Source organism: Xanthomonas sp. LF06-19, assembly GCF_034105425.1.
GTDB classification, from domain to species: Bacteria; Pseudomonadota; Gammaproteobacteria; order Xanthomonadales; family Xanthomonadaceae; genus Xanthomonas_A; species Xanthomonas_A sontii.
The window spans coordinates 582731-601676 of record NZ_JAXGGH010000001.1 but is presented as its reverse complement, the minus strand read 5'-3'; the positions used below and the strand labels follow the sequence as shown (position 1 = coordinate 601676).

Annotated in this window: 18 protein-coding genes; 9 read left to right on the top strand and 9 right to left on the bottom strand. The window is 71.0% G+C overall.

What is annotated here, in order from left to right:
* Window positions 1-78 precede the first annotated feature (78 nt).
* A complete protein-coding gene (gene pip, locus SLW55_RS02745) occupies window positions 79-1020 on the top strand; it encodes a prolyl aminopeptidase (RefSeq protein WP_152238576.1) in 942 nt (313 codons plus the stop codon).
* 73 nt (window positions 1021-1093) lie between these two features.
* On the opposite strand, the gene SLW55_RS02740 is transcribed toward pip, so the two are convergent.
* The gene (locus SLW55_RS02740) at window positions 1094-1984 is read right to left on the bottom strand and encodes a transglutaminase family protein (protein ID WP_267085624.1); all 891 of its coding nucleotides are present in this window, start codon (window positions 1982-1984) and stop codon (window positions 1094-1096) included.
* A gap of 399 nt (window positions 1985-2383) precedes the next feature.
* Between SLW55_RS02740 and SLW55_RS02735 the strand changes: the two genes are divergently transcribed.
* On the top strand, window positions 2384-2854 hold the full coding sequence (locus SLW55_RS02735; RefSeq protein ID WP_320744495.1) for a hypothetical protein: 471 nt from the start codon (window positions 2384-2386) through the stop codon (window positions 2852-2854).
* A 30-nt stretch (window positions 2855-2884) separates the two neighbouring features.
* Here SLW55_RS02735 and SLW55_RS02730 read toward each other — a convergent pair whose 3' ends face one another.
* The 4 genes from SLW55_RS02730 to SLW55_RS02715 all read right to left on the bottom strand — a co-directional run bounded on the left by SLW55_RS02730 (window position 2885) and on the right by SLW55_RS02715 (window position 5963).
* Window positions 2885-3682 (bottom strand): N-formylglutamate amidohydrolase, encoded by a 798-nt coding sequence (locus tag SLW55_RS02730; protein WP_320744493.1) that lies wholly within the window; start codon window positions 3680-3682, stop codon window positions 2885-2887.
* Window positions 3675-4226 (bottom strand): NUDIX hydrolase, encoded by a 552-nt coding sequence (locus tag SLW55_RS02725; protein WP_267117146.1) that lies wholly within the window; start codon window positions 4224-4226, stop codon window positions 3675-3677. The genes SLW55_RS02730 and SLW55_RS02725 overlap by 8 nt, the downstream gene beginning before the upstream one ends.
* Before the next feature lie 241 nt (window positions 4227-4467).
* Window positions 4468-5391, bottom strand: a complete 924-nt coding sequence (locus SLW55_RS02720) for a 5'-3' exonuclease H3TH domain-containing protein (protein WP_267102857.1) — start codon at window positions 5389-5391, stop codon at window positions 4468-4470.
* Window positions 5388-5963: a nitroreductase gene (locus SLW55_RS02715; protein ID WP_152237899.1), complete on the bottom strand. Its 576-nt coding sequence runs from the start codon at window positions 5961-5963 to the stop codon at window positions 5388-5390. Before SLW55_RS02715 ends, SLW55_RS02720 begins: the two co-directional genes overlap by 4 nt.
* A 155-nt stretch (window positions 5964-6118) precedes the next feature.
* On the opposite strand from SLW55_RS02715, the gene SLW55_RS02710 reads away from it, so the two are divergent.
* From SLW55_RS02710 to SLW55_RS02700, 3 genes are all read left to right on the top strand, one after another.
* A complete protein-coding gene (locus SLW55_RS02710) occupies window positions 6119-8350 on the top strand; it encodes a DUF1631 domain-containing protein (RefSeq protein ID WP_267100037.1) in 2232 nt (743 codons plus the stop codon).
* A 223-nt stretch (window positions 8351-8573) separates the two neighbouring features.
* On the top strand, window positions 8574-10889 hold the full coding sequence (locus SLW55_RS02705) for a DUF1631 domain-containing protein (RefSeq protein WP_267100038.1): 2316 nt from the start codon (window positions 8574-8576) through the stop codon (window positions 10887-10889).
* A 543-nt stretch (window positions 10890-11432) separates the two neighbouring features.
* Window positions 11433-12512 (top strand): NAD(P) transhydrogenase subunit alpha, encoded by a 1080-nt coding sequence (locus tag SLW55_RS02700; protein ID WP_267100039.1) that lies wholly within the window; start codon window positions 11433-11435, stop codon window positions 12510-12512.
* 226 nt (window positions 12513-12738) lie between these two features.
* On the opposite strand, the gene SLW55_RS02695 is transcribed toward SLW55_RS02700, so the two are convergent.
* The 3 genes from SLW55_RS02695 to SLW55_RS02685 are packed head-to-tail and all read right to left on the bottom strand — an operon-like array spanning window position 12739 to window position 14233.
* Entirely contained in the window at window positions 12739-13239 is a 501-nt protein-coding gene (locus SLW55_RS02695; RefSeq protein ID WP_267085387.1) for a DUF3106 domain-containing protein, read from the bottom strand.
* A gap of 5 nt (window positions 13240-13244) precedes the next feature.
* Window positions 13245-13661, bottom strand: a complete 417-nt coding sequence (locus SLW55_RS02690; RefSeq protein WP_320744489.1) for a hypothetical protein — start codon at window positions 13659-13661, stop codon at window positions 13245-13247.
* A complete protein-coding gene (locus tag SLW55_RS02685; protein ID WP_017909518.1) occupies window positions 13658-14233 on the bottom strand; it encodes an RNA polymerase sigma factor in 576 nt (191 codons plus the stop codon). Before SLW55_RS02685 ends, SLW55_RS02690 begins: the two co-directional genes overlap by 4 nt.
* A gap of 164 nt (window positions 14234-14397) precedes the next feature.
* Here SLW55_RS02685 and SLW55_RS02680 point away from each other — a divergent pair, with 164 nt between their 5' ends.
* Window positions 14398-14709 (top strand): NAD(P) transhydrogenase subunit alpha, encoded by a 312-nt coding sequence (locus SLW55_RS02680; protein ID WP_017909519.1) that lies wholly within the window; start codon window positions 14398-14400, stop codon window positions 14707-14709.
* Window positions 14710-14840: 131 nt separating this feature from the next.
* Window positions 14841-16283 (top strand): NAD(P)(+) transhydrogenase (Re/Si-specific) subunit beta, encoded by a 1443-nt coding sequence (locus tag SLW55_RS02675; protein WP_267113217.1) that lies wholly within the window; start codon window positions 14841-14843, stop codon window positions 16281-16283.
* Window positions 16284-16460: 177 nt separating this feature from the next.
* On the opposite strand, the gene SLW55_RS02670 is transcribed toward SLW55_RS02675, so the two are convergent.
* Entirely contained in the window at window positions 16461-16880 is a 420-nt protein-coding gene (locus tag SLW55_RS02670) for a hypothetical protein (RefSeq protein WP_017916700.1), read from the bottom strand.
* Window positions 16881-16985: 105 nt separating this feature from the next.
* Between SLW55_RS02670 and sufT the strand changes: the two genes are divergently transcribed.
* Window positions 16986-17537, top strand: a complete 552-nt coding sequence (gene sufT, locus SLW55_RS02665) for a putative Fe-S cluster assembly protein SufT (RefSeq protein ID WP_017909071.1) — start codon at window positions 16986-16988, stop codon at window positions 17535-17537.
* Between the two features lie 109 nt (window positions 17538-17646).
* The gene (locus SLW55_RS02660; RefSeq protein ID WP_267100040.1) at window positions 17647-18747 is read left to right on the top strand and encodes a branched-chain amino acid aminotransferase; all 1101 of its coding nucleotides are present in this window, start codon (window positions 17647-17649) and stop codon (window positions 18745-18747) included.
* Window positions 18748-18946 lie beyond the last annotated feature (199 nt).

The following is an 18946-nucleotide window of genomic DNA, read 5'->3' as shown; positions in this document are numbered from 1 at the left end:
TCGCGGCCGGCCGTTGCTGGTCAGCGCCGCTCAAGTGGCGCGCATGGGTAGAATCGCGGTTTTCCCGCAGGAGTCGCCATGCGCACGCTGTATCCCGAGATCGAGCCGTTCGACAGCGGCATGTTGCCGGTGGACGCACGGCATACCCTGTCCTACGAACAGTGCGGCAATCCGCACGGCAAGCCGGTGGTGCTGCTGCATGGCGGTCCCGGCGGCGGCTGCAACGCCAAGATGCGCCGCTTCCACGATCCGGCCAAGTACCGCATCGTGCTGTTCGACCAGCGCGGCTCCGGCCGCTCCACGCCGCATGCCGACCTCGTCGACAACACCACCTGGGACCTGGTCGCCGATATCGAGCGGCTGCGCACGCACCTGGGCATCGACCGCTGGCAGGTGTTCGGCGGCAGCTGGGGCTCGACCCTGGCGCTGGCCTACGCGCAGAGCCATCCGGAGCGCGTCACCGAACTGGTGCTGCGCGGCATCTTCATGCTGCGTCGCTGGGAACTGGAGTGGTTCTACCAGGAAGGCGCCGGCCGCCTGTTCCCGGACGCATGGGAGCACTACGTCGCGGCGATCCCGCCGGTGGAGCGCGCAGACCTGATCTCGGCCTTCCACCGGCGCCTGACCAGCGACGACGAGGCGACCCGTCTGGCCGCGGCCAAGGCCTGGAGCGTGTGGGAAGGCGCGACCAGCTTCCTGCACGTGGACGCCGATTTCGTCGACAGCCACGAGGACCCGCACTTCGCGCTGGCCTTCGCCCGCATCGAGAACCACTACTTCGTCAATGGCGGCTTCTTCGAGGTCGAGGATCAGTTGCTGCGCGATGCGCACCGCATCGCCGACATCCCCGGGGTGATCGTGCACGGCCGCTACGACGTGGTCTGCCCGTTGGCCAATGCCTGGGACCTGGCCAAGGCCTGGCCGAAGGCGACGCTGCAGATCACCCCGGCCTCCGGCCATTCCGCGTTCGAGCCCGAGAACGTCGACGCGTTGGTGCGCGCCACCGACGGCTTCGCCTGAGTCCGCGCGCGGCTGCATAGCGCGTTCACGGAAGGGCGGTGCTGCGCATGGCGGCACCGTCCACCGCAATGATTCAGCAGGTCAGCGCGTTGCCGGGTTCGCATCCGGCGGCGGTGATGGCGCCGGCCGCTGCGCAGGGGCGCGTGTCGAGCTGTGCCTGCTTGGTCTCGTCGGTCCACACCACGAACGATTCGAGCACGTTGTCGCCGAAGGTGGTGCTGATCGCCACGTCGGCGGCGTCGCGGCCGCGCGCGATCAGCACCCGGCCGATGCGCGGCACGTTGTGGCGTGCATCGAAGGTGTACCAGCGCCCGTCGAGGAAGGCTTCGAACCAGCCGGAAAAATCCATCGGTGCGTCCGAGACCGGGACGCCGATGTCGCCCAGATAGCCGGTGCAGTAGCGCGCCGGGATGTTCATGCAGCGGCACAGCGCGATCGCCGCATGCGCGAAGTCGCGGCACACGCCGCGCCCTTCCTGCAGCGCCTGCGCGGCGCTCTTGGTGGCGCAGGCATGGGCATAGCCGAAGGCGATGCGCGTATGCACGTAGTCGCAGATCGCCTGTACCCGTGCCCAGCCGGGCGGCGTGCCGCCGAACAGCTCCCAGGCCATGCCACTGAGCAGGTCGGTCTCGCAGTAGCGGCTGCCGAGCAGGTACACCAGGGCGTCGTCGGGCAACTGCTCCACCGGCGTCTGCGCGGCGTCGTAGCGGTACTGGTCCGGCAGTCCGCTGTCGCGCACCACCGCATCGGCACGCAGGGTCAGCGTGCCGGCGGGCGCCTGCAGGCGCGTGCAGCGGTTGCCGAAGCCATCGCGATAACGGTGCAACGGCAGCGCCGGCACGCTGTGCAAGGCGGTGGCGGCAACGATGTCGTCGCGGCGGCTGTCGTGGATGTCCAGCATCGCCAGCATCGGCGTCGCTTGCGCGAACCGGTAGCGGATTTCGTAACCGAGGCGGATGAGCATGTGGGGTCCGGTGCGGGGCGGGGTGCCGGCGGACCGGTCCAGCCCGAGCGTGCGCAGGAGACACTCAGCTTAGTGTGAAGGCGGGCGGCAGCCGCTTCAGCATGCTGAGCGGCGTCGTGGCCAGTGCATGCCGAACGGCCGCAGGGGCAACCGGGCGTTGCGGATCGCGGGCGCCGCTGCGCCAGCCGCGTACCGCTGCACTGGGGGCGCATCGCGGCGGCGCTGCCGGTCGCGGACTGCTTGGGTGCGGGCGAGCGGTCGTCGTCGAACGGGGTCGCGGATCGACACGCCAGGCGATGTCCAGCGACGTCTCGCTCCGGTCTCGCAGGCTTCATTCTCCTTCAGCGTCCGCACACCTGCCGTAGACTGCGCTGCCGCGCGCTGCCTGCCCGACGACGTATGATTCCGCTATTGACCTTGCGTGATACGCTGGATGCCTTTGCCGCCTGCAACGACGACGGCCACGTGCACGAGGCGTTCGGCTGGGTGCATGCCACCGGCGAGGATCCGCTGCAGGCGCGCTTCTGGTTGCCGCCCGACGAAGCCACTGCATTCGGCGACGATGACACGCCGCCCGCGGCGGCGCGCGCGGTTGGCGTCGGTGCAGGCGTCTTTGCCTCGTTCGATCTGGTGCTTGCGCGCTGTCCGCCCGAATGCGTCAAGCCGATAGCGCAGCAGGTCGCGCACCTGCTGGACTGGCCGATTGGCCAGGCGTTGGCCGCCTGTCGCGCCGGGTCGCTGACCGTGGGCGAGGCATTGGATGGTCTTCGTGCCGCGGCGATCGCGGCCGATTTCGCCGCACTCGGCGTTCCGCTGCAGGTGCAGGGCTACAAGGCGTTTCCGTGGATGCCAGTGCCGACGCTGGCATGAGGCGTGGTGCGGGAAGGGCGTCGGCGTTACTCAGCCCAGCGCCAGCAACTGCGGCTGCAGCCTGGTGAAGATCCGCGCCAGCCGCTGCGCCCAAGCCTGCTGGCCGGCGGCATCGGCGATCAGGTCCTGGCGGATCTCCAGTTCCACGTGCGGCAGGCCGCGGCCTTCGCCGTGCACGGGCACCGCGTAGTCGCTGCTGTCGCTGACCGCGTACGGCGCGTTGTCGCCGACCAGCAGGTCGTCTTCCTCGCGCAGCGCCTGCAACAGCGCGTGGGCGAAACGGGTGTCGCGGTGGTAGAGCACGCCGGCATGCCAGGGCCGCGGCACGCCGTCCATCACCGGGGTGAAGCTGTGCATCATCACCAGCACGGTGGGGCGCGCGGCGGCGCCGCGCGCGTCCAGTTCGGCGGCGATGCGCGCGTGGTAGGGCGCATGCACGGCATCGATGCGCTGCTGCCGCTGCGCCGCCGTGAGTGCGGCGTTGCCCGGCACCACGGTGCGGTCGCTGACGGACGGGATCAGTGTCGGCGAGGCGAGCGGGCGGTTGCAGTCGATCAGCAGCCGCGAGTAGGTCTGTTCGATCGCCCAGGCGTCGAGCAGCGCGGACAGCGCGCGGGTGGTGCCGGCGATCCCGATGTCCCAGCCGATGTGCCGGTCCAGTTCCGCCTGCGCCAGGCCGAGGCCGTGCAACGCGCGCGGCACTGCCCGGCCGGCGTGGTCCGCCAGCAGCACGAACGGCGATGTACCGTGTGGTCGGTGGATGCTGAACACCGCCGGGTCGTCCGCGCCCAGCAGCGGCGGCAATGCGTGGCTGAGACCCTCAGCCACGCGGCGTCCCGTCGAGCTCGTGTTCGATCATCCACAGGCCGGCCCAGAGCTTCGCGTCCAGTGCGTAGCCTTCGCCCATCTTTTGCACCAGCCACGCGGCGGCACGCCTGCGCGGCACCGAATGCACGGTGATGTCCTCGCTGGCGTCGCCGCCGCCGTTGCCGACCTTGCGCAGGCCGCTGGCGCGCACGAAGGCGATCTTCTCGTTGCTGGCGCCGGCCGAGGTCGGGCCGATCAGCAGCACCTCGGCGTGCTCGGCGGTCCAGCCGGTTTCCTCTTCCAGTTCGCGCACCGCCGACACCTCGATCGATTCGCCGGCATCGATGTCGCCGACCAGTCCGGCCGGCATCTCGATGGTGCGCGCCTGCAGCGGCACGCGGAACTGTTCGACGAACAGCACCTCGTCGTCCGGCGTGACCGCCACGATGATCGCGGCCAGGCCGCCGGCGTGCACGCGCTCGGAATACTCCCAGGTGCCGCGCACGACCATGCGCTGGTACTTGCCTTCGTAGACGACGCGGGGCGGGGAATCGTGGCGGGGCATGGGCAGCTCGCAAGATGGCGGAGGAAGAGGGCGCGGTCGCGCACGGCGCGGTCCGGCGATGCGGTGCAGTGTAGAACGTGCGTTGTGTTTTTTTGATGCGCGCCAAGTCGTGCCCGGGGTCGCTGGCGCCGCGCGAGTCGCTCGGCGCCTGTCGCGACGGCACGGTGCAACCGGCACAGCGCGTGCGAGGGCGTGCCTGCTTCGGGCAGCGGCATCGCCTTCCCGTGGCGAAGGCCAGCGCTCAGCCGGCCACAAACTCCAGGCCGGCCGCCTGCAGCAGGCGGCGTCGGGTCAGCGGCCCGAAGCGCAGCGCCTCGCACAGGCCGTGCAGCATGTCGGCATCGGCCGCGCCGCGGGCGAAATTCACGGTGGCCGTGTGCAGCGGCGCGTCCAGGGCGATGGTGGTCAGCTGCCGCCACAGCAGCGCGTGCTCGCGCTGCTCGCGAAGGCGTACGGCCATCTGCGCGGCGCCGCGCAGGCGCAGGAACGCCACTTCGTCGACCCGCGCCAGCAGCGTGTCCAGGTCGCCGAAATGCGCCAGCAGGATCGCCGCCGACTTGGCGCCGATGCCGGTGACGCCGGGGATGTTGTCGATCGCATCGCCGGTCAGCGCCAGATAGTCGGCAATCTGGTGCGCATGCACGCCGTGGCGCGCCTTGACCCCGGCCGCGCCCCAGCGCTGGCCGCGGCCGTAGTCCCATTGTTCGTCGAACTCCAACAGCAGCTGCGACAGATCCTTGTCGGCGGAGACGATCACGCCGTGGAAGCCATTGCCGCGGGCGCTGTGCAGGGCGCTGCCGATCAGGTCGTCGGCCTCGTAGTCGTGGTGCGCCAGCACGCCCAGGCCCAGGGCCGCGCACAGCGCCTTGCAGTGCGCGAACTGGCGGCGCAGCGCGTCCGGCGCCGGCGCGCGGTTGGCCTTGTAGGCGGCGTACAGGCGATGCCGGAAGCAGCTGTCCAGCGCTTCGTCGAAGGCGATCACGATGTGCTGCGGGCGCTCGCGCTCGAGCAGGTCGAGCAGGAAGCGGGCGAAGCCGTGCACCGCATTGGTCGGCCAGCCCTGTGCGTCCTGGAATTCGTCGGGAATCGAATGCCAGGCGCGGAACACGTACAGGCTGGCGTCGACCAGGTACAGCGGCCGCGACAGGGGCAGGCCTGCGTTCACGGCGTCCAGTCGCTGAGCAGCGCGCGTGGGTCCGGCCGCTCACGCTCCGGCACGTCGAGGCGGGCGGTGCCGATGTGGATGAAGCCGGCGACGTGCTCGTGCTCGGCCAGGCCCAGCCGCGCGGACACCGTTTCGTCATACGCCATCCAGCCGGTCAGCCACTGCGCGCCGAAGCCGTAGGCCTGCGCGGCCTGCAGCAGCGCGAAGCACACCGAGCCGGCGGTCATCCACTGTTCGATTTCCGGCACCTTGTGTCCGCGCTGCAGGCAGGCGATCACCGCGATCACCACCGGCGCATGCGCGAAGCGTTCGCGATCCTTCTCCACCGCCGCCGGCGCCGCGCCGGGATCGCGCTGCTGAGTGCGCGCGGCGAGGATGTCGCCCAGGGCCTGACGCGCCGGGCCGGCGATGCGCAGGAAGCGGAACGGCACCAGCTTTCCGTGATCGGGGACACGCACCGCCGACTGCAGCATCGCCAGCAGCGTCTCCGCGTCCGGTCCCGGCTCGCCCAGCTGCTTGGATGGCACTGAACGGCGCGCATCCAGCGCTTGCAGCGAATGAATTGTGCGCATAGTCTCGATTCCGTGGGGCGGGCGCGGAATTATAGTCGGGCGCTCGCAGGCGGCAGCGGATGCCGCAGTTACACGGACAATCGCGTTGAGTTGCTGATCTGCCGCTAGCTTCCGAATTGACGTCGGTCTCACTGCTGCCTGCGTATCACACTGCCATGACCCTTGCTGAATACGCTGAAGAGTTGTCGCCCAGCCGCAACGCGGATCTGCTCGATCAGGTCCGGGATGTGGTGTCGGTTCCGCTCGCCGGCGCTTTCGGCGAGGTGCTGGATGTGCTGGCCGAAGCGCTGTTCCGCATGGCCGAGCGCGCCGGGCCGACCCAGAACGATTATTTCGAGGCGATCCAGCTGCTGCGCCAGCAGCGCGAGCCGATCGCCGCGCGCTTCCGCGCGCACCTGGCCCAGGCCTGGCAGGCGCTGGAAGCCGGCCGCCCGCTGTCGGTGGAGCGCAGCCTGGCGCGCGAGCGCGGCGACCTCAGCCTGGTCTCGGAACAGGAACTGGACGTGCGCCTGGCGGTGCGCAACCTGGCCGGGGCGATCCAGCACCGCTGGCGGCCGGAGCTGATGCGGCTGAACCGGTTTCTTGGCTTCATCGCCGGCGGCCAGCGCATCGATGCCGACAACAACCCGTTCGGCCCCGAGCACCTGGGCGCGGCGGTGTACGCGGCGCTGCACGGGCTGGTGCTGGCGCCGCAGGTGCAACTGGCGATCGTCAAGATCTGCGAGCAGGAACTGCAGGAGCGCGTCGGCGAACTGTATGCGCAACTGGAGCAGCGCCTGAACGAGGTCGCGCGCGCCCGCGCGCTGCCGAGCGGGCGCCAGCGCCGCCGCGCCATCCCGCGCCTGGGCGCGAGCGAGGACGAGGCGGCGCCGGACTGGATCAGCCGCTTCTTCGAGAACTGGGACACCGCCGCGCCGCTGTCGGCGGCGCAGCGCCGCGCCGCGCGCGCCCTGGACGCACACGCGCGCAACGAGCAGGAGGTGCTGCCGCCGGCGCTGCGCGCGCTGCTGCACGAGGCGCAGCCGGACGCGGGCCCGGGCGACGGCCGGCGCTGCCTGTCGCCGCGCGAGCTGCTGTCGGTGCTGTCGTTGCTGCAGACCATGCCGTTGGCCGGATTCGCCGTCGTCGGCGAACACGGCGGCCCGCTGGCGCTGGGCCTGCGCCGGCAGATCGCCGGTATCGGCGCCTCGCTCGGCCTGGACCCGGCCAGCACCTGCCTGGATCCGGCCGATGCCGACACCCTGGATCTGGTCGGCCTGCTGTTCGATGTGATGCTGGAGGAATGCGTGCTGCAACCTGCGCAGCGCGAACTGCTGGGGCAGATGCTGGTGCCGATGGCCAAGGTGGCGCTGATCGACGGCCGCCTGTTCGTGCGCGACGGGCATCCGGCGCGGCGCCTGCTCAATCTGCTCGCCGACGCCTGCGACGGCAATGCCGGCAGCACCGGCCCGGAGCAGGCGCTGCTGGCGCAGGCGCAGGCGGCGGTGGAGCGGGTGGTGCGCGATTTCGACGAGCACCTGGCGGTGTTCCTGGCGCTGGAGGCCGAGTTCGGCAGCGCCTACGAGCAATACCGGCGCCGGGTGGAGATCGCCGAGCGCCGCGCGGCCGAATTGCAACGGGCGGAGGAGCGCCGCGAGGTCGCCCGGCAGCGCGCCGCGCAGGCGCTGCACGATCTGCTGCAACAGGCCGGCGACGACCTGACCGTGCCGCCTCCCATCGAGGCCTTCCTGCGCCAGTCCTGGTGCCAGTACGTGCAGCAGTCGGCCTTGCGCGACGACGGTCAGGGCAGCGCGCTCGCCGCGGCGCTGGCGCTGGGCGATGCGGTGCTGGCGCAGTGCCGCCAGGCCCAGAACGGTGCGGTGCCGGTAGAAGGCTGGCTGCAGCCGCAACATGCCGAGCTGACCCGGCTGTGGACCAGCGTCGGCCTGGACGCCGCGGCGGCCGAAGCCGCCTGGCAGGCCCTGCACACGGCGCTGGACGATCTGGCGCACGCGCGGCCGCTGCAGGCCGCGCTGCCGGCGACGGGCGTGGACGTGCCCGAGCCGCCCGCCGCCGAGACCGTGCCGGCACTGCCGGAACCGGTCCAGGCCACCGATTTCGACCACATCACCGCCGATTACTTCCGCACCCTGCCGCTGGGGACCTGGCTGGACTTCGTCGACCGCGAAGGCCGCGTGCAGCCCGGCAAACTGACCTGGGTGAGCCCGATCTCGGCGCGCCTGCTGTTCGTCAACCGCCGCGGCGGGCGGCTGTGCGTCGCCTCGGCCGAGGCGCTGGCAGTGATGGCGCGGCTGGACCGGCTGCGCCTGCATCGCGACGACGATGCCTTCTACAGCGCCATGCAGGGCGTGGTCGACCGCCTGGAACGGGTGGCGGTGGCGGCCTGATCCTCGACGGGCGTGCCGTATTCATGCCGCATTGCCGCCGTAGTGACGCCTTCCATGCCTACGATCCTGCACGAGGTCACGTTCTGGAGCCAGAAATGCGCAGCGCATCACGGTCGCTGTTCAGACACCTTGCCTACCATGCAGGAGCGGAAACAGGGGCCGCGTCCGATCGTCTTCCACCTTCCTTCTATCTGGCGCCGTCCATGGCGCGGAGCCGTCGCGCATGAGTTTCAGCCCCAGCCCGCACGCACACCCGGCGCGTGACCCGCGCCTGTTGACGCAGGCGCGCGAGGGCATGCTGCCAGTGCTGGGCCAGGCCTTCGCCGCGGCGCTGGCGCATTTCGACGACGTGCTGTTCGATCGCGCCGAGAGTGCCGGCGCGTCGCAGTTGCTGTTCCTCGACGGCATGCGCGAACTGCGCCGTCGTCGCGACGAGATCGCCGCGCGCTTCCGCGCGCAACTGCATACCGCCTGGGAAGCGCTGGAGGCCGGCGCGCCGCTCTCGGCCGAAGTCGCCCTGGCCGGCTACGGGCAGGGCCTGAGCCTGATCTCCGAACACGAGCTGGAATCGCGGCTGGCGGTACGCAACCTCGCCAGCGTGCTGCTGCGCGAATGGAAGCCGGTGCTGACCCGCATCGACCGGCGCCTGGGCTGGATCGCCGGCGGCCTGGAGCTGGATGCGGACACCAATCCGATCGGCCCCGAACACATCGGCGTGGCCGTGCATGCCGCGTTCTCCACCAGCGACCTGGCCCCGGAAGTGCGGCTGGTGCTGATCAAGCTGTGCGAACGCGACTTCACCGCCGGGGTCGGCAAGCTCTACCAGGACCTGGACGACAGCCTCGCCCAGGCCGGGATCATGCCGGAGATCTCGCGGCCGCGACCGCCGCCGCCGCCGCGGCGCGCACCGCCGCCGGAGCAGCGCCCGCCGCGCGAGGCAGGCGCTGCCGGGGATGGCGTCGGTGCCGAGCTGGGCGAGGACGAAGAGCACTACGCGCCGGCCTGGGCCAACCGCTTCGTCAACCGCTGGGCCGAGCGCCGCGGCAGCCTGCAGGCCGGCGAGCGCTACGACGACGGCGAGGCGCGCCTGCCCGGCGGTAGTCAGGGCGTGTTGCTGGAGGCGTTGCACGAACTGCTGCAGCAGACCCGCAACGCGCGCGAGAGCGCCACCTCCGCGGCCACCGCGGCGGTCGGTCAGCAACGCCCGCTGAGCCAGCGCGAGATGATGTCGGTGCTGTCGCTGCTGCAGGCCACGCCCAGCGCGACGCTGCGCGCGGCGATCGGCGACGACAGCGAATCGCTGGCGCAGCGGCTCAAGAGCGAGGTGCTGTCCAACGCCACCCAGTTCGGCGTGGACCCAGCGCATGCGCGGCTGGATCCGGTCGACGAGGACGCGATCGACCTGGTCGGCATGCTGTTCGACGTGATGCTCGACGAGCGCGACCTGGAGGGCCGCTCGCGCGAACTGATCGGCCGGCTGGTGGTGCCGTTCGTCAAGGTCGCATTGCTGGACCGGCGCATGTTCGTGCAGAAGACCCATCCGGCGCGGCGCCTGCTCAATTCGCTGGCCGAGGCCTGCGAGGGCAACACCGGCGAGAGCCAGGCCGAGCGCGTGCTGATGGGCAAGGTCGAGGAGATCATCGACCGGCTGGTGGCCGAGTTCAACGAGAACCTGGCGATCTTCCTGACCCTGGAGGAGGAATTCCGCGATTTCCTGGTGCAGCACCGCCGCCGCATCGAGATCGCCGAGCGCCGCGCCGCCGAGACCCAGCGCGGCCAGGAGAAGCTGGAACTGGCGCGGCAGCGCGCCGAGGCCGAACTGCAGGTGCGCCTGCAGGGCCGGCAGTTGCCGCAGGCGCTGCAGGAGTTCCTGCGGCAACCGTGGCAGCACCACCTGACCATGGCGATGCTGCGCGAAGGCGAGGGCGGCCCCGGCGTGCGCGATGCGCTGGCGCTGGCCGACGGCCTGCTCGAGGAAGCCGCCGAGGCGCAGCGGCACATCGTCGGCAAGCCCTGGCTGCAGGCCTGGCAGGGCGCGCTGCAGCGGGTCTTCGCCAGCGTCGGCCTGCATGCCGAGGCGGCCACGGCCGCGATCGACGCGCTGCACGACACGCTGCAGGCGGTGGCCGAGCTGCGCCCGGAACTGGAGCGGCCGCTGCCGGAGCTGCCGCAGGTGGCGCTGCCGCAGCCGCCGGTGCAGGAGGCGCAACCGGTGGACGTGGCGCCGCCGCAGACCATGGACGATTTCGACAACGCCGATGCCGACCGCTTCCGCACGATGCAGATCGGCACCTGGCTGGATTTCGTCGACCGCGACGGCAAGATGCAGGCCGGCAAGCTGTCGTGGGTGAGCCCGATCTCGTCGCGCCTGCTGTTCGTCAACCGGCGCGGCGTGCGCTTCTGCGTGGCCTCGCCGGAAGAACTGGCGGTGATGGTGCGGCTGGGCCGGCTGCGCGCGCACGTCGACGACGGCGCCTTCGACAGCGCCATGCAGGGCGTCATCGACCGTCTCGATCCGCATAGCGCGACCTTGCACTGAGAGCACCGCGGCGGCGCGGGCGATCGCCGCCGTGGCGTTGCACGTGTCGCGTGCTGCTCGGCTGTAGGTATCGGCGGCGTCAGCGCATCGCCAGCGACGCGTTCCGGCGGCCGTTGGTCGCTATGCCGTCGCGACCGTAGGGGCGGCTTCAGCCGCGAGGGGCTTTACTCGGAGCCCCATTCGCGGCTGCCGCCGTTTCCTGTCTGTCGGCCTTGGCTGGATCAGGCGGTCTCCTCCGCCGAGACCGGGTTTCCTCGCGCTGCCGGTCGCGGCTGACGCCGCGCCTGCGCCTGACCCGCGTTGGCGATCGCTTGCCGGCGATGCAGGGGTTCCTCGCACGCCGCGTCCTTCCCGACCTGGCCATGCCCCTGGCCGCCCCGGCGGAGAACACGCCTTCGCCGAGGCGGCGTGCGCCGGGCGCCCTCGGGTCGGGGGCGCCAACGCGCCCGGTCGCCGATGCCCACTTGGCGTGCGCGACGCCTCCACCTGGCGTGCGGACGCTGTAGGATCGGCGCGGACGACAGGCAAGGCACGGGGAATCGCATGGCAGTGCAGGTGCTGGTGGTGAAGGAATCGGCGCAGGGCGAACGCCGCGTGGCGGCGACGCCGGAGACGGTCAAGAAACTGGTCGCCCTGGGCGCGCAGGTGCGGGTCGAGCCGCAGGCCGGCGTGTCGGCCGGCTTCGTCGATGCGGCCTACCTGGCCGCCGGCGCCAGCCTGGCCGATGCCAACAGCCCGGCGCAGGCGGATCTGGTGCTGTGCGTGCAGCCGCTGCCGGCGGTGGCGCTGCAGCAGCTCAAGGAGGGCGCCGGCGTGGTCGGCATCCTGCAGCCGCAGGCCGATCCGGCGCGCGCGGCGGCGCTGCAGGCGCGGCAACTGGTCGCCTTTCCGCTGGAACGGCTGCCGCGCACCACCCGCGCGCAGGCGATGGACGTGCTCAGCTCGCAGGCCGGCATGGCCGGCTACAAGGCGACCCTGATCGCCGCGCAGCTGGCGCCGCGTTTCTTCCCGATGCTGACCACCGCGGCCGGCACCATCCGCCCCTCCAAGGTGCTGATCGTCGGCGCCGGCGTGGCCGGCCTGCAGGCCATCGCCACCGCCAAGCGCCTGGGTGCGCAGGTGGAGGGCTTCGACGTGCGCCCGGAAACCCGCGAGCAGATCGAATCGCTGGGCGGCAAGTTTCTCGATCTCGGGGTCAGCGCCGCCGGCGAGGGCGGCTACGCGCGGCAACTCACCGACGACGAGCGCGCGGAGCAGCAGCGTCGCCTGGCCGAGCACCTGAAGGGCATCGACGTGGTGGTGTGCACCGCCGCGGTGCCGGGGCGGCCGGCACCGAAGATCCTCAGCGCGGCGATGGTCGCCGGAATGAAGCCGGGAAGCGTGGTGGTGGATCTGGCCGCCGAGACCGGTGGCAATTGCGAGCTCACCCGACCGGGCGAGACCATCGAACACGCCGGCGTGACCATTGCCGGGCCGTTGGATCTGGCCAGCATGGGCGCGGTGCATGCGAGCGAGATGTACGCACGCAACGTCTACAACTTCGTCGCCCTGTTCCTGAAGGACGGCGCGATCGCCTACGACTGGAACGACGAACTGCTGGCGAAGACGCGCTGGACGGCGTGAGTGCGGCCGCGATGGTTGGGCGCCGGCTCGGGCGGCGCTGATCTGCGGCCAAGGTGAGCCCGTGCAAGAGCGGTTTCAGCCGCGACCGGGTTCACCGGGAACGCCGTGGGGGCTGAAGCCGCTCCTGCGAGGCGATTTCTGCGGCGCTGGACTCCATGCGCCGCACACGACGAGGCGAGGGCGCGCGCGCCATGCGCATCGGGCTTGAACCGGCGCCGCGTTTCGCCTACCTGGCAGCATCCGGCGGCGGCAGGTTGTCCGGGCCGGCATTGGCGCGGATCCAGGCGGCGCGTTGCGCCGGCGTCATCGCTTCCCAGCGGTCGCGCAGCGCCTTGCGCTGGTCCGGCGGCAGCGTGCGCATGCGCTCGAACAGCACCCGCGCCTCCTCGCGCTGCTGCGGGGTCATGTCCTCGTAGCGGCGGGCGCCCTTGCGTGCTCGGTCGCGTTGCTCGGGGGTCATCGACTGCCAGCGCTGCGCGTGCTCGAACATGCGTCGGCGTTGCTGCGGGGCATCGTTCCAGCGCTGGCGCAGGGGGGCGATCAGCAGCTCGCGCTGCTGTGGGCTCAGGTGTTCCCAGTCGGGCAGCGGCGGGCCGGAGTCGTCGTCGCGGTCGGCCGCGCTCGGCGGTGGCGGCGGCCCGGGCGGGGGCGGGGCGGCGAAGGCCGCCGGGACGGCAGTGCCGGCCAGCAGCGTCAGCGTCAGGGAGAGACGGATCAGGCGAGTCATCGGGTTCATTCCATTGCCAGCGAGGTATCGGAGCCCAGCCACAGGTACAGGTCGGGATTTTCGTCGAGCATCGCGGTCGCGGCCTGGTCGCTGTCGGCGGCCGCGCCGGCGCGCACCGAGGCGGTCGCGGCCACGGTCGTGGCAGTGGCGGTGGCGGTGGCGACGCTGGCGGTGGTGGTGGTCGGCATCGACGGTGCGGGGCGCAGCAGCAGATGCACGCCCAGCGCCGCGCCGAGCAGCGCCGGGACCGCCGCCAGCAGCCAGCCCCAGCGCCGGCTTGGCGCCGCGTGCGCACGGCTGGCCTGCTGGCGTGCGGCGCGCAGCCGCGCCAGGGTCGGCGCGGGCAGGGCCTGCAAGCCGGCCTGGTGGACGGCGCGCATCTGCGTGTCGAAATCCGCCGGGCGGGTGCGATCGGATGTCATCGGACGTCCTCCAGATGTTTCTGCAGCGCCTCGCGGGCGCGTGACAGATGGGTCTTTACCGAGCCTTCCGAGCAGCCCATCGCGCGTGCGGTGGTGGCCACGTCCAGCTCTTCCAGTACGCGCAGGGTGAAGGCCTCGCGCTGCCGCGCGGGCAGCGCGCGCAGCGCCGTCACCAGCCGCGCATGGGTCTGCCGACGCTCGTGCTGCTCGGACGGATTGGGGCCGTCGTCGGCCCAGTCCGGCGGGCTGTCCGCGTCACGCTCGCTGGTCGGCGCCCAGAAGCGCAGGCGGAAGGTGCGGCGGCGCTGCAGGTCGATGATGCGCCGGCGCAGGATGCTCCAGAACAGCGGCGTCCATTCCTGCGCCGGGCGCTCGCGGTAGGCCAGCAGCTTGATCATCGCGTCCTGCACCGCGTCCAGCGCGTCCTCGCGCTGGCGCAGTCCGGCTTCGGCGAAGCGGAACGCGCGCGGCCCGATCTCGGCCAGGAACGCGTCCAGCGACGCCGGCAGCGGGCGCTGTTCGGTGTCGGCATCGGTCGATGGCGGTGCGAGGGCGGGCGTGCTCACCAGCACAGCTTAGCTTCCGGCAGGGGGATGCCGTGGTTAACGCGCGGTGGCGGGCGTGGTTGACCGGCCGGGCCTCGCGGCCTTCGCGCAAGCGCATGCCGGCATCGCACAGCGGTTCAGCACGCGGTTATGATGCGGCGGACGGGCGCGGCGCCCGGGAGAATGGTGCGATGAGCGACGGGTTCGTGGCCTTGTACATCTTCATGCTGGCGGCCATCGCCGGGCATGTGATCATCTCGCGGGTGCCGGTGATCCTGCACACCCCGCTGATGTCCGGTTCCAACTTCATCCACGGCATCGTCCTGATCGGCGCGATGGTGGTGCTGGGGCATGCCGACACCACCCTGGAGAAAGCCATCGGCTTCGTCGCGGTGCTGCTCGGCGCCGGCAATGCCGCCGGCGGCTATGTGGTGACCGAGCGCATGCTGGACATGTTCAAGTCCAGCAAGCCGGATGCCTCCAAGACCAAGGCGAAGGATTGAATGCGCGGCATCGGCGCACCGCCGCGGCGCTGGCCGTGGCCGTCCTATTGGCACTGCTCGGCCTCGCGCCGGGCGTCCTCTCGTACCTTCTGCCACTCGGGCAGATGTCCTTTTTCGGAGCACGCGTGCTGATGGAACTGTTGCCGATCCTGATCAAGAGCAGCTATCTGGTCGCCGCCACCCTGTTCCTGCTCGGCCTGCAGCGCATGGCCTCGCCCAGGACCGCGCGCAGCGGCATCCGCTGGGCCGGTTTCGGCATGCTGCTGGCGACTGCCGCCACCTTCCTGCTGCCGGGTCTGCACAACCTGCCGCTGATCGTGCTGGCGATCGTGCTCGGCACCGCCGCGGCGTGGATCTCCGCCAAGAAGGTGGCGATCACCGACATGCCGCAGATGGTCGCGCTGTACAACGGCATGGGCGGCGGCTCGGCGGCGGCGATCGGCGCAGTGGAGCTGCTGCGCTTCTCGTTCCTGATGCGCCGCGATACCACGCACTGGAGCGAGGCCGCAATCGCCGCGCTGGCCGCGCGCCAGCCGGATGCGACCACGCTGGCGCTGGCGGTGATCGGCTCGGCGATCGGTGCGGTGTCGCTGTCCGGCTCGATCATCGCCTGGGCCAAGCTCGACGGGCGCCTGGACAGGCGCGTCACCTTCCCCGCGCAGCAGGTGTTCAACCTGCTGGTGTGCGTGGCGATGCTGGGCGTGGGCGCCTGGGCCGCGATCAGCCTGAGTCCGCTGGCGATCGTGCTGTTCTTCGTGCTGGCGCTGGCCCTGGGCGTGCTGATGACGCTGCCGATCGGCGGCGCCGACATGCCGGTGGTGATCTCGCTGTACAACGCCTTTACCGGCCTGGCGGTGGCCTTCGAGGGCTACGTGCTCGGCAACGAGGCGCTGATCATCGCCGGCATGATGGTCGGCGCGGCCGGCATCCTGCTGACCCGGCTGATGGCCAAGGCGATGAACCGGCCGATCCGCGGCGTGCTGTTCTCCAACTTCGGCGGCGGCGGCCAGGCGCAGGCGATCGCCGGCAGCCAGAAGCCGATCGAGGCCGGCGACGTGGCGGCGATGATGGCCTACGCCGAGCGCGTGGTGATCGTGCCCGGTTACGGCATGGCGGTGGCGCAGGCGCAGCACAAGATCTGGGAACTGGCGCAGCGGCTGATCGAGCGCGGGGTCAAGGTCAAGTTCGCGATCCACCCGGTGGCCGGGCGCATGCCCGGGCACATGAACGTGCTGCTGGCCGAGGCCGGCGTGCCCTACGACCTGATCGCCGACATGGACGACATCAACCCCGAGTTCGCCAGCACCGACGTGTCGCTGGTGATCGGCGCCAACGACGTGGTCAATCCGGTGGCCAAGACCGACCCGGCCAGTCCGATCTACGGCATGCCGATCCTGGACGTGGTCAATTCCAGGAACGTCATCGTCATCAAGCGCGGCAAGGGCACCGGCTTCGCCGGCATCGAGAACGCGCTGTTCTATGCCGACAACACCCGCATGCTGTACGGCGACGGCGCCGAGGCGGCCGGCGCCCTGGTCAGCGAACTGAAGGCGCTGGATGGCGGCGGGCATTGAGCCGTTGCAGGCGGAGTGGCGGGGCAGGGGGGACGTAGCGAGCGCAGGGCGCAGGAGCGGCTTCGGCCGCGCCTACAAAAAAAACGATGCGCCTCATGGCCAAGGCGGATGATCGGGGTGTGATCAGGCCGCAACCACCATCGCCACCCAGCGGCGTCCGCCGCGCTCCGACCGTGCTCAGCGCGCGCTGAAATACGCCGTGGCCACGCCGATGCCCAGCCACAGCAGGTCGCCCGGGCTGTTGGCCAGCACGGTCAGGGTCCAGGCGTAGTGGGCGCCCATCTTCAGCGACGAATCCCAGACGTTCAGGCCCAGCCCCGCGCCCATCTGCGCGGCGGCGATGCCCCAGTTGGCGGCGACGATCACCAGCACCGTGGCGCTCATCGCCACGGCGATGCGCAGCGGGCCGCGCGGCAGGTTGCCTAAACGCAGCATCCAGGCGATCTCCAGCGCCACCACCACGGCCATCCAGCCGGCCTGGCGACCCAGCGACAGCGCCACCAGCAACCAGGCGATCAGCGCGGTGAAACAGCCCATGGCGAGCAACAGGGGCCACAGCCAGTGCGACGGCCTGGCCGGCGTGGAGGAAGGCGGCATTCGATGTTCCCGGAGAAGGCGTACAGGATACTTCCGGCGCGCGCCCCGCGCACTCGGATAAACTGCACGACTTGCACCGGCGGGGCCTGTCCCCATATCGCCCCCATGTACTCACGCAGCAGCGAACCTGTCCAATTCGAACGCGATTGCGCCGCGGTGATGGTGCCGCAGGGCGACGCGGTGACCCTGCCCGCCGGCAGCTACGGCTACATCACCCAGGCCCTGGGCGGCAGCTACACGGTGTTCGTGGAGGGCAATCTGTTCCGCATCGCCGGCAAGGACGGCGACGCCATCGGCAAGGAGCCGCCGCCGGGGCTGGAACTGCCCGAGGATGCCGGCGACGAGCAGGTCGAAGCCCTGATCTGGCAGCAGTTGCGCACCTGCTTCGACCCCGAGATCCCGTTCAACATCGTCGATCTGGGCCTGATCTACGACGTGACCATGCATGCGCGCGAGGATGGCCAGCGCACCGTCGAGGTCAAGATGACCCTGACCGCGCCCGGCTGCGGCATGGGCGAGATCCTGGTCGACGACGTGCGCAGCAAACTGGAAATGATCCCGACCATCGCCGAGGCCGACGTCGAGCTGGTGTTCGATCCGCCGTGGGGCCGGCATATGATGTCCGAGGCCGCGCGCCTGGAAACCGGCATGCTCTGACCCGCGCGCGACGCCTCGCGCGTCGCGACGGAGCCCGATCGGGCGCCGCCGCTGCCGTCGCCACGACGCTGCGGCCCTGGCCATCCCTCGACTACCACAGGAATTCCCGGTGTCCGCTACTGAGCCGTCCACGCAGTTCCGCCTGACCCCGTCCACCGCCGCACGCAGCGCCGAGGCGCGCGCGCAGATCCTCGCCGCGCCGGGCTTCGGCAACTATTTCACCGACCACATGGTCGCCATCGAATGGAGCCGCGAGCAGGGCTGGCACGACGCCGCAGTGCGCGCCTACGGCCCGCTGGCGCTGGACCCGGCCGCCTCGGTGCTGCACTACGGCCAGGAGATCTTCGAAGGCATCAAGGCCTACCGCCATGCCGACGGCTCGATCTGGACCTTCCGCCCGGAGGCCAACGGCAAGCGCCTGCAGCGCTCGGCACAGCGCCTGGCGCTGCCGGAGCTGCCGGTCGAGCTGTTCGTGGAATCGCTGCGGCAGCTGATCGCGGTCGATGCGGCGTGGGTGCCGTCGGCGCCGGAAACCAGCCTGTATTTCCGTCCGTTCATGATCGCCAACGAGGCCTTCCTGGGCGTGCGCGCCGCGCAGAAGGCCGGCTACTACGTCATCGCCAGTCCGGCCGGCGCCTATTTCGCCAAGGGCGTGGCGCCGGTGGCGATCTGGCTGTCCACCGACTACGCGCGCGCCGCCAAGGGCGGCACCGGCGCGGCCAAGTGCGGCGGCAACTACGCCGCCTCGCTGCTGCCGCAGCAGCAGGCGCAGGCGCAGGGCTGCTCGCAGGTGCTGTTCCTCGATCCGGTCGAGGGCAAGTACATCGAGGAACTGGGCGGCATGAACGTGTTCCTGGTGATGCGCGACGGCAGCCTGGTCACCCCGGCGCTGTCGGGCAGCATCCTGGAAGGCATCACCCGCGACAGCATCCTGCAACTGGCCCGCGACCGCGGCATGCAGGTGGTGGAGCGGCAGGTGAGCATCGACGAGTGGCGCGACGGCGTGGCCTCGGGCGAGATCGCCGAGGTGTTCGCCTGCGGCACCGCCGCGGTGGTGACCCCGATCGGCCAGCTCAAGGGCAAGGACTTCGCGGTCGGCGACCTGACCGCGCCCGCCGGCCCGGTGACGCTGTCGCTGCGCCAGGAACTCACCGACATCCAGTACGGCCGCGTGGCCGACCGCCACGGCTGGCTGGTGCGGCTGGGCTGAGCCGAGCGCCCAACGCTGGGGCGGCTGTCGGCTGCCCTGGCGAATGGACCTCATGCCACTTGGCGCATGGTCCGACAGCGTCGACCATCGCCGGCGACGTCCGCGCTGGTGCGCCGGGGCGTGCGATGTGTCGCCGCCCCGCCTCCGCATCGCGCCTTCCCGGGAATCCGCTCCCCGGACATTCCGTGTCCGTCCCGAT

Bases quoted from the DNA above. Each gene is read 5' to 3' on its own strand.
- pip (WP_152238576.1), top strand. From the start codon at position 79: ATGCGCACGCTGTATCCCGAGATCGAGCCGTTCGACAGCGGCATGTTG.
- SLW55_RS02740 (WP_267085624.1), bottom strand. From the start codon at position 1,984: ATGCTCATCCGCCTCGGTTACGAAATCCGCTACCGGTTCGCGCAAGCG.
- SLW55_RS02735 (WP_320744495.1), top strand. From the start codon at position 2,384: ATGATTCCGCTATTGACCTTGCGTGATACGCTGGATGCCTTTGCCGCC.
- SLW55_RS02725 (WP_267117146.1), bottom strand. From the start codon at position 4,226: ATGCCCCGCCACGATTCCCCGCCCCGCGTCGTCTACGAAGGCAAGTAC.
- SLW55_RS02715 (WP_152237899.1), bottom strand. From the start codon at position 5,963: ATGCGCACAATTCATTCGCTGCAAGCGCTGGATGCGCGCCGTTCAGTG.
- SLW55_RS02710 (WP_267100037.1), top strand. From the start codon at position 6,119: ATGACCCTTGCTGAATACGCTGAAGAGTTGTCGCCCAGCCGCAACGCG.
- SLW55_RS02705 (WP_267100038.1), top strand. From the start codon at position 8,574: ATGAGTTTCAGCCCCAGCCCGCACGCACACCCGGCGCGTGACCCGCGC.
- SLW55_RS02700 (WP_267100039.1), top strand. From the start codon at position 11,433: ATGGCAGTGCAGGTGCTGGTGGTGAAGGAATCGGCGCAGGGCGAACGC.
- SLW55_RS02695 (WP_267085387.1), bottom strand. From the start codon at position 13,239: ATGACTCGCCTGATCCGTCTCTCCCTGACGCTGACGCTGCTGGCCGGC.
- SLW55_RS02690 (WP_320744489.1), bottom strand. From the start codon at position 13,661: ATGACATCCGATCGCACCCGCCCGGCGGATTTCGACACGCAGATGCGC.
- SLW55_RS02680 (WP_017909519.1), top strand. From the start codon at position 14,398: ATGAGCGACGGGTTCGTGGCCTTGTACATCTTCATGCTGGCGGCCATC.
- SLW55_RS02675 (WP_267113217.1), top strand. From the start codon at position 14,841: ATGGAACTGTTGCCGATCCTGATCAAGAGCAGCTATCTGGTCGCCGCC.
- SLW55_RS02670 (WP_017916700.1), bottom strand. From the start codon at position 16,880: ATGCCGCCTTCCTCCACGCCGGCCAGGCCGTCGCACTGGCTGTGGCCC.
- sufT (WP_017909071.1), top strand. From the start codon at position 16,986: ATGTACTCACGCAGCAGCGAACCTGTCCAATTCGAACGCGATTGCGCC.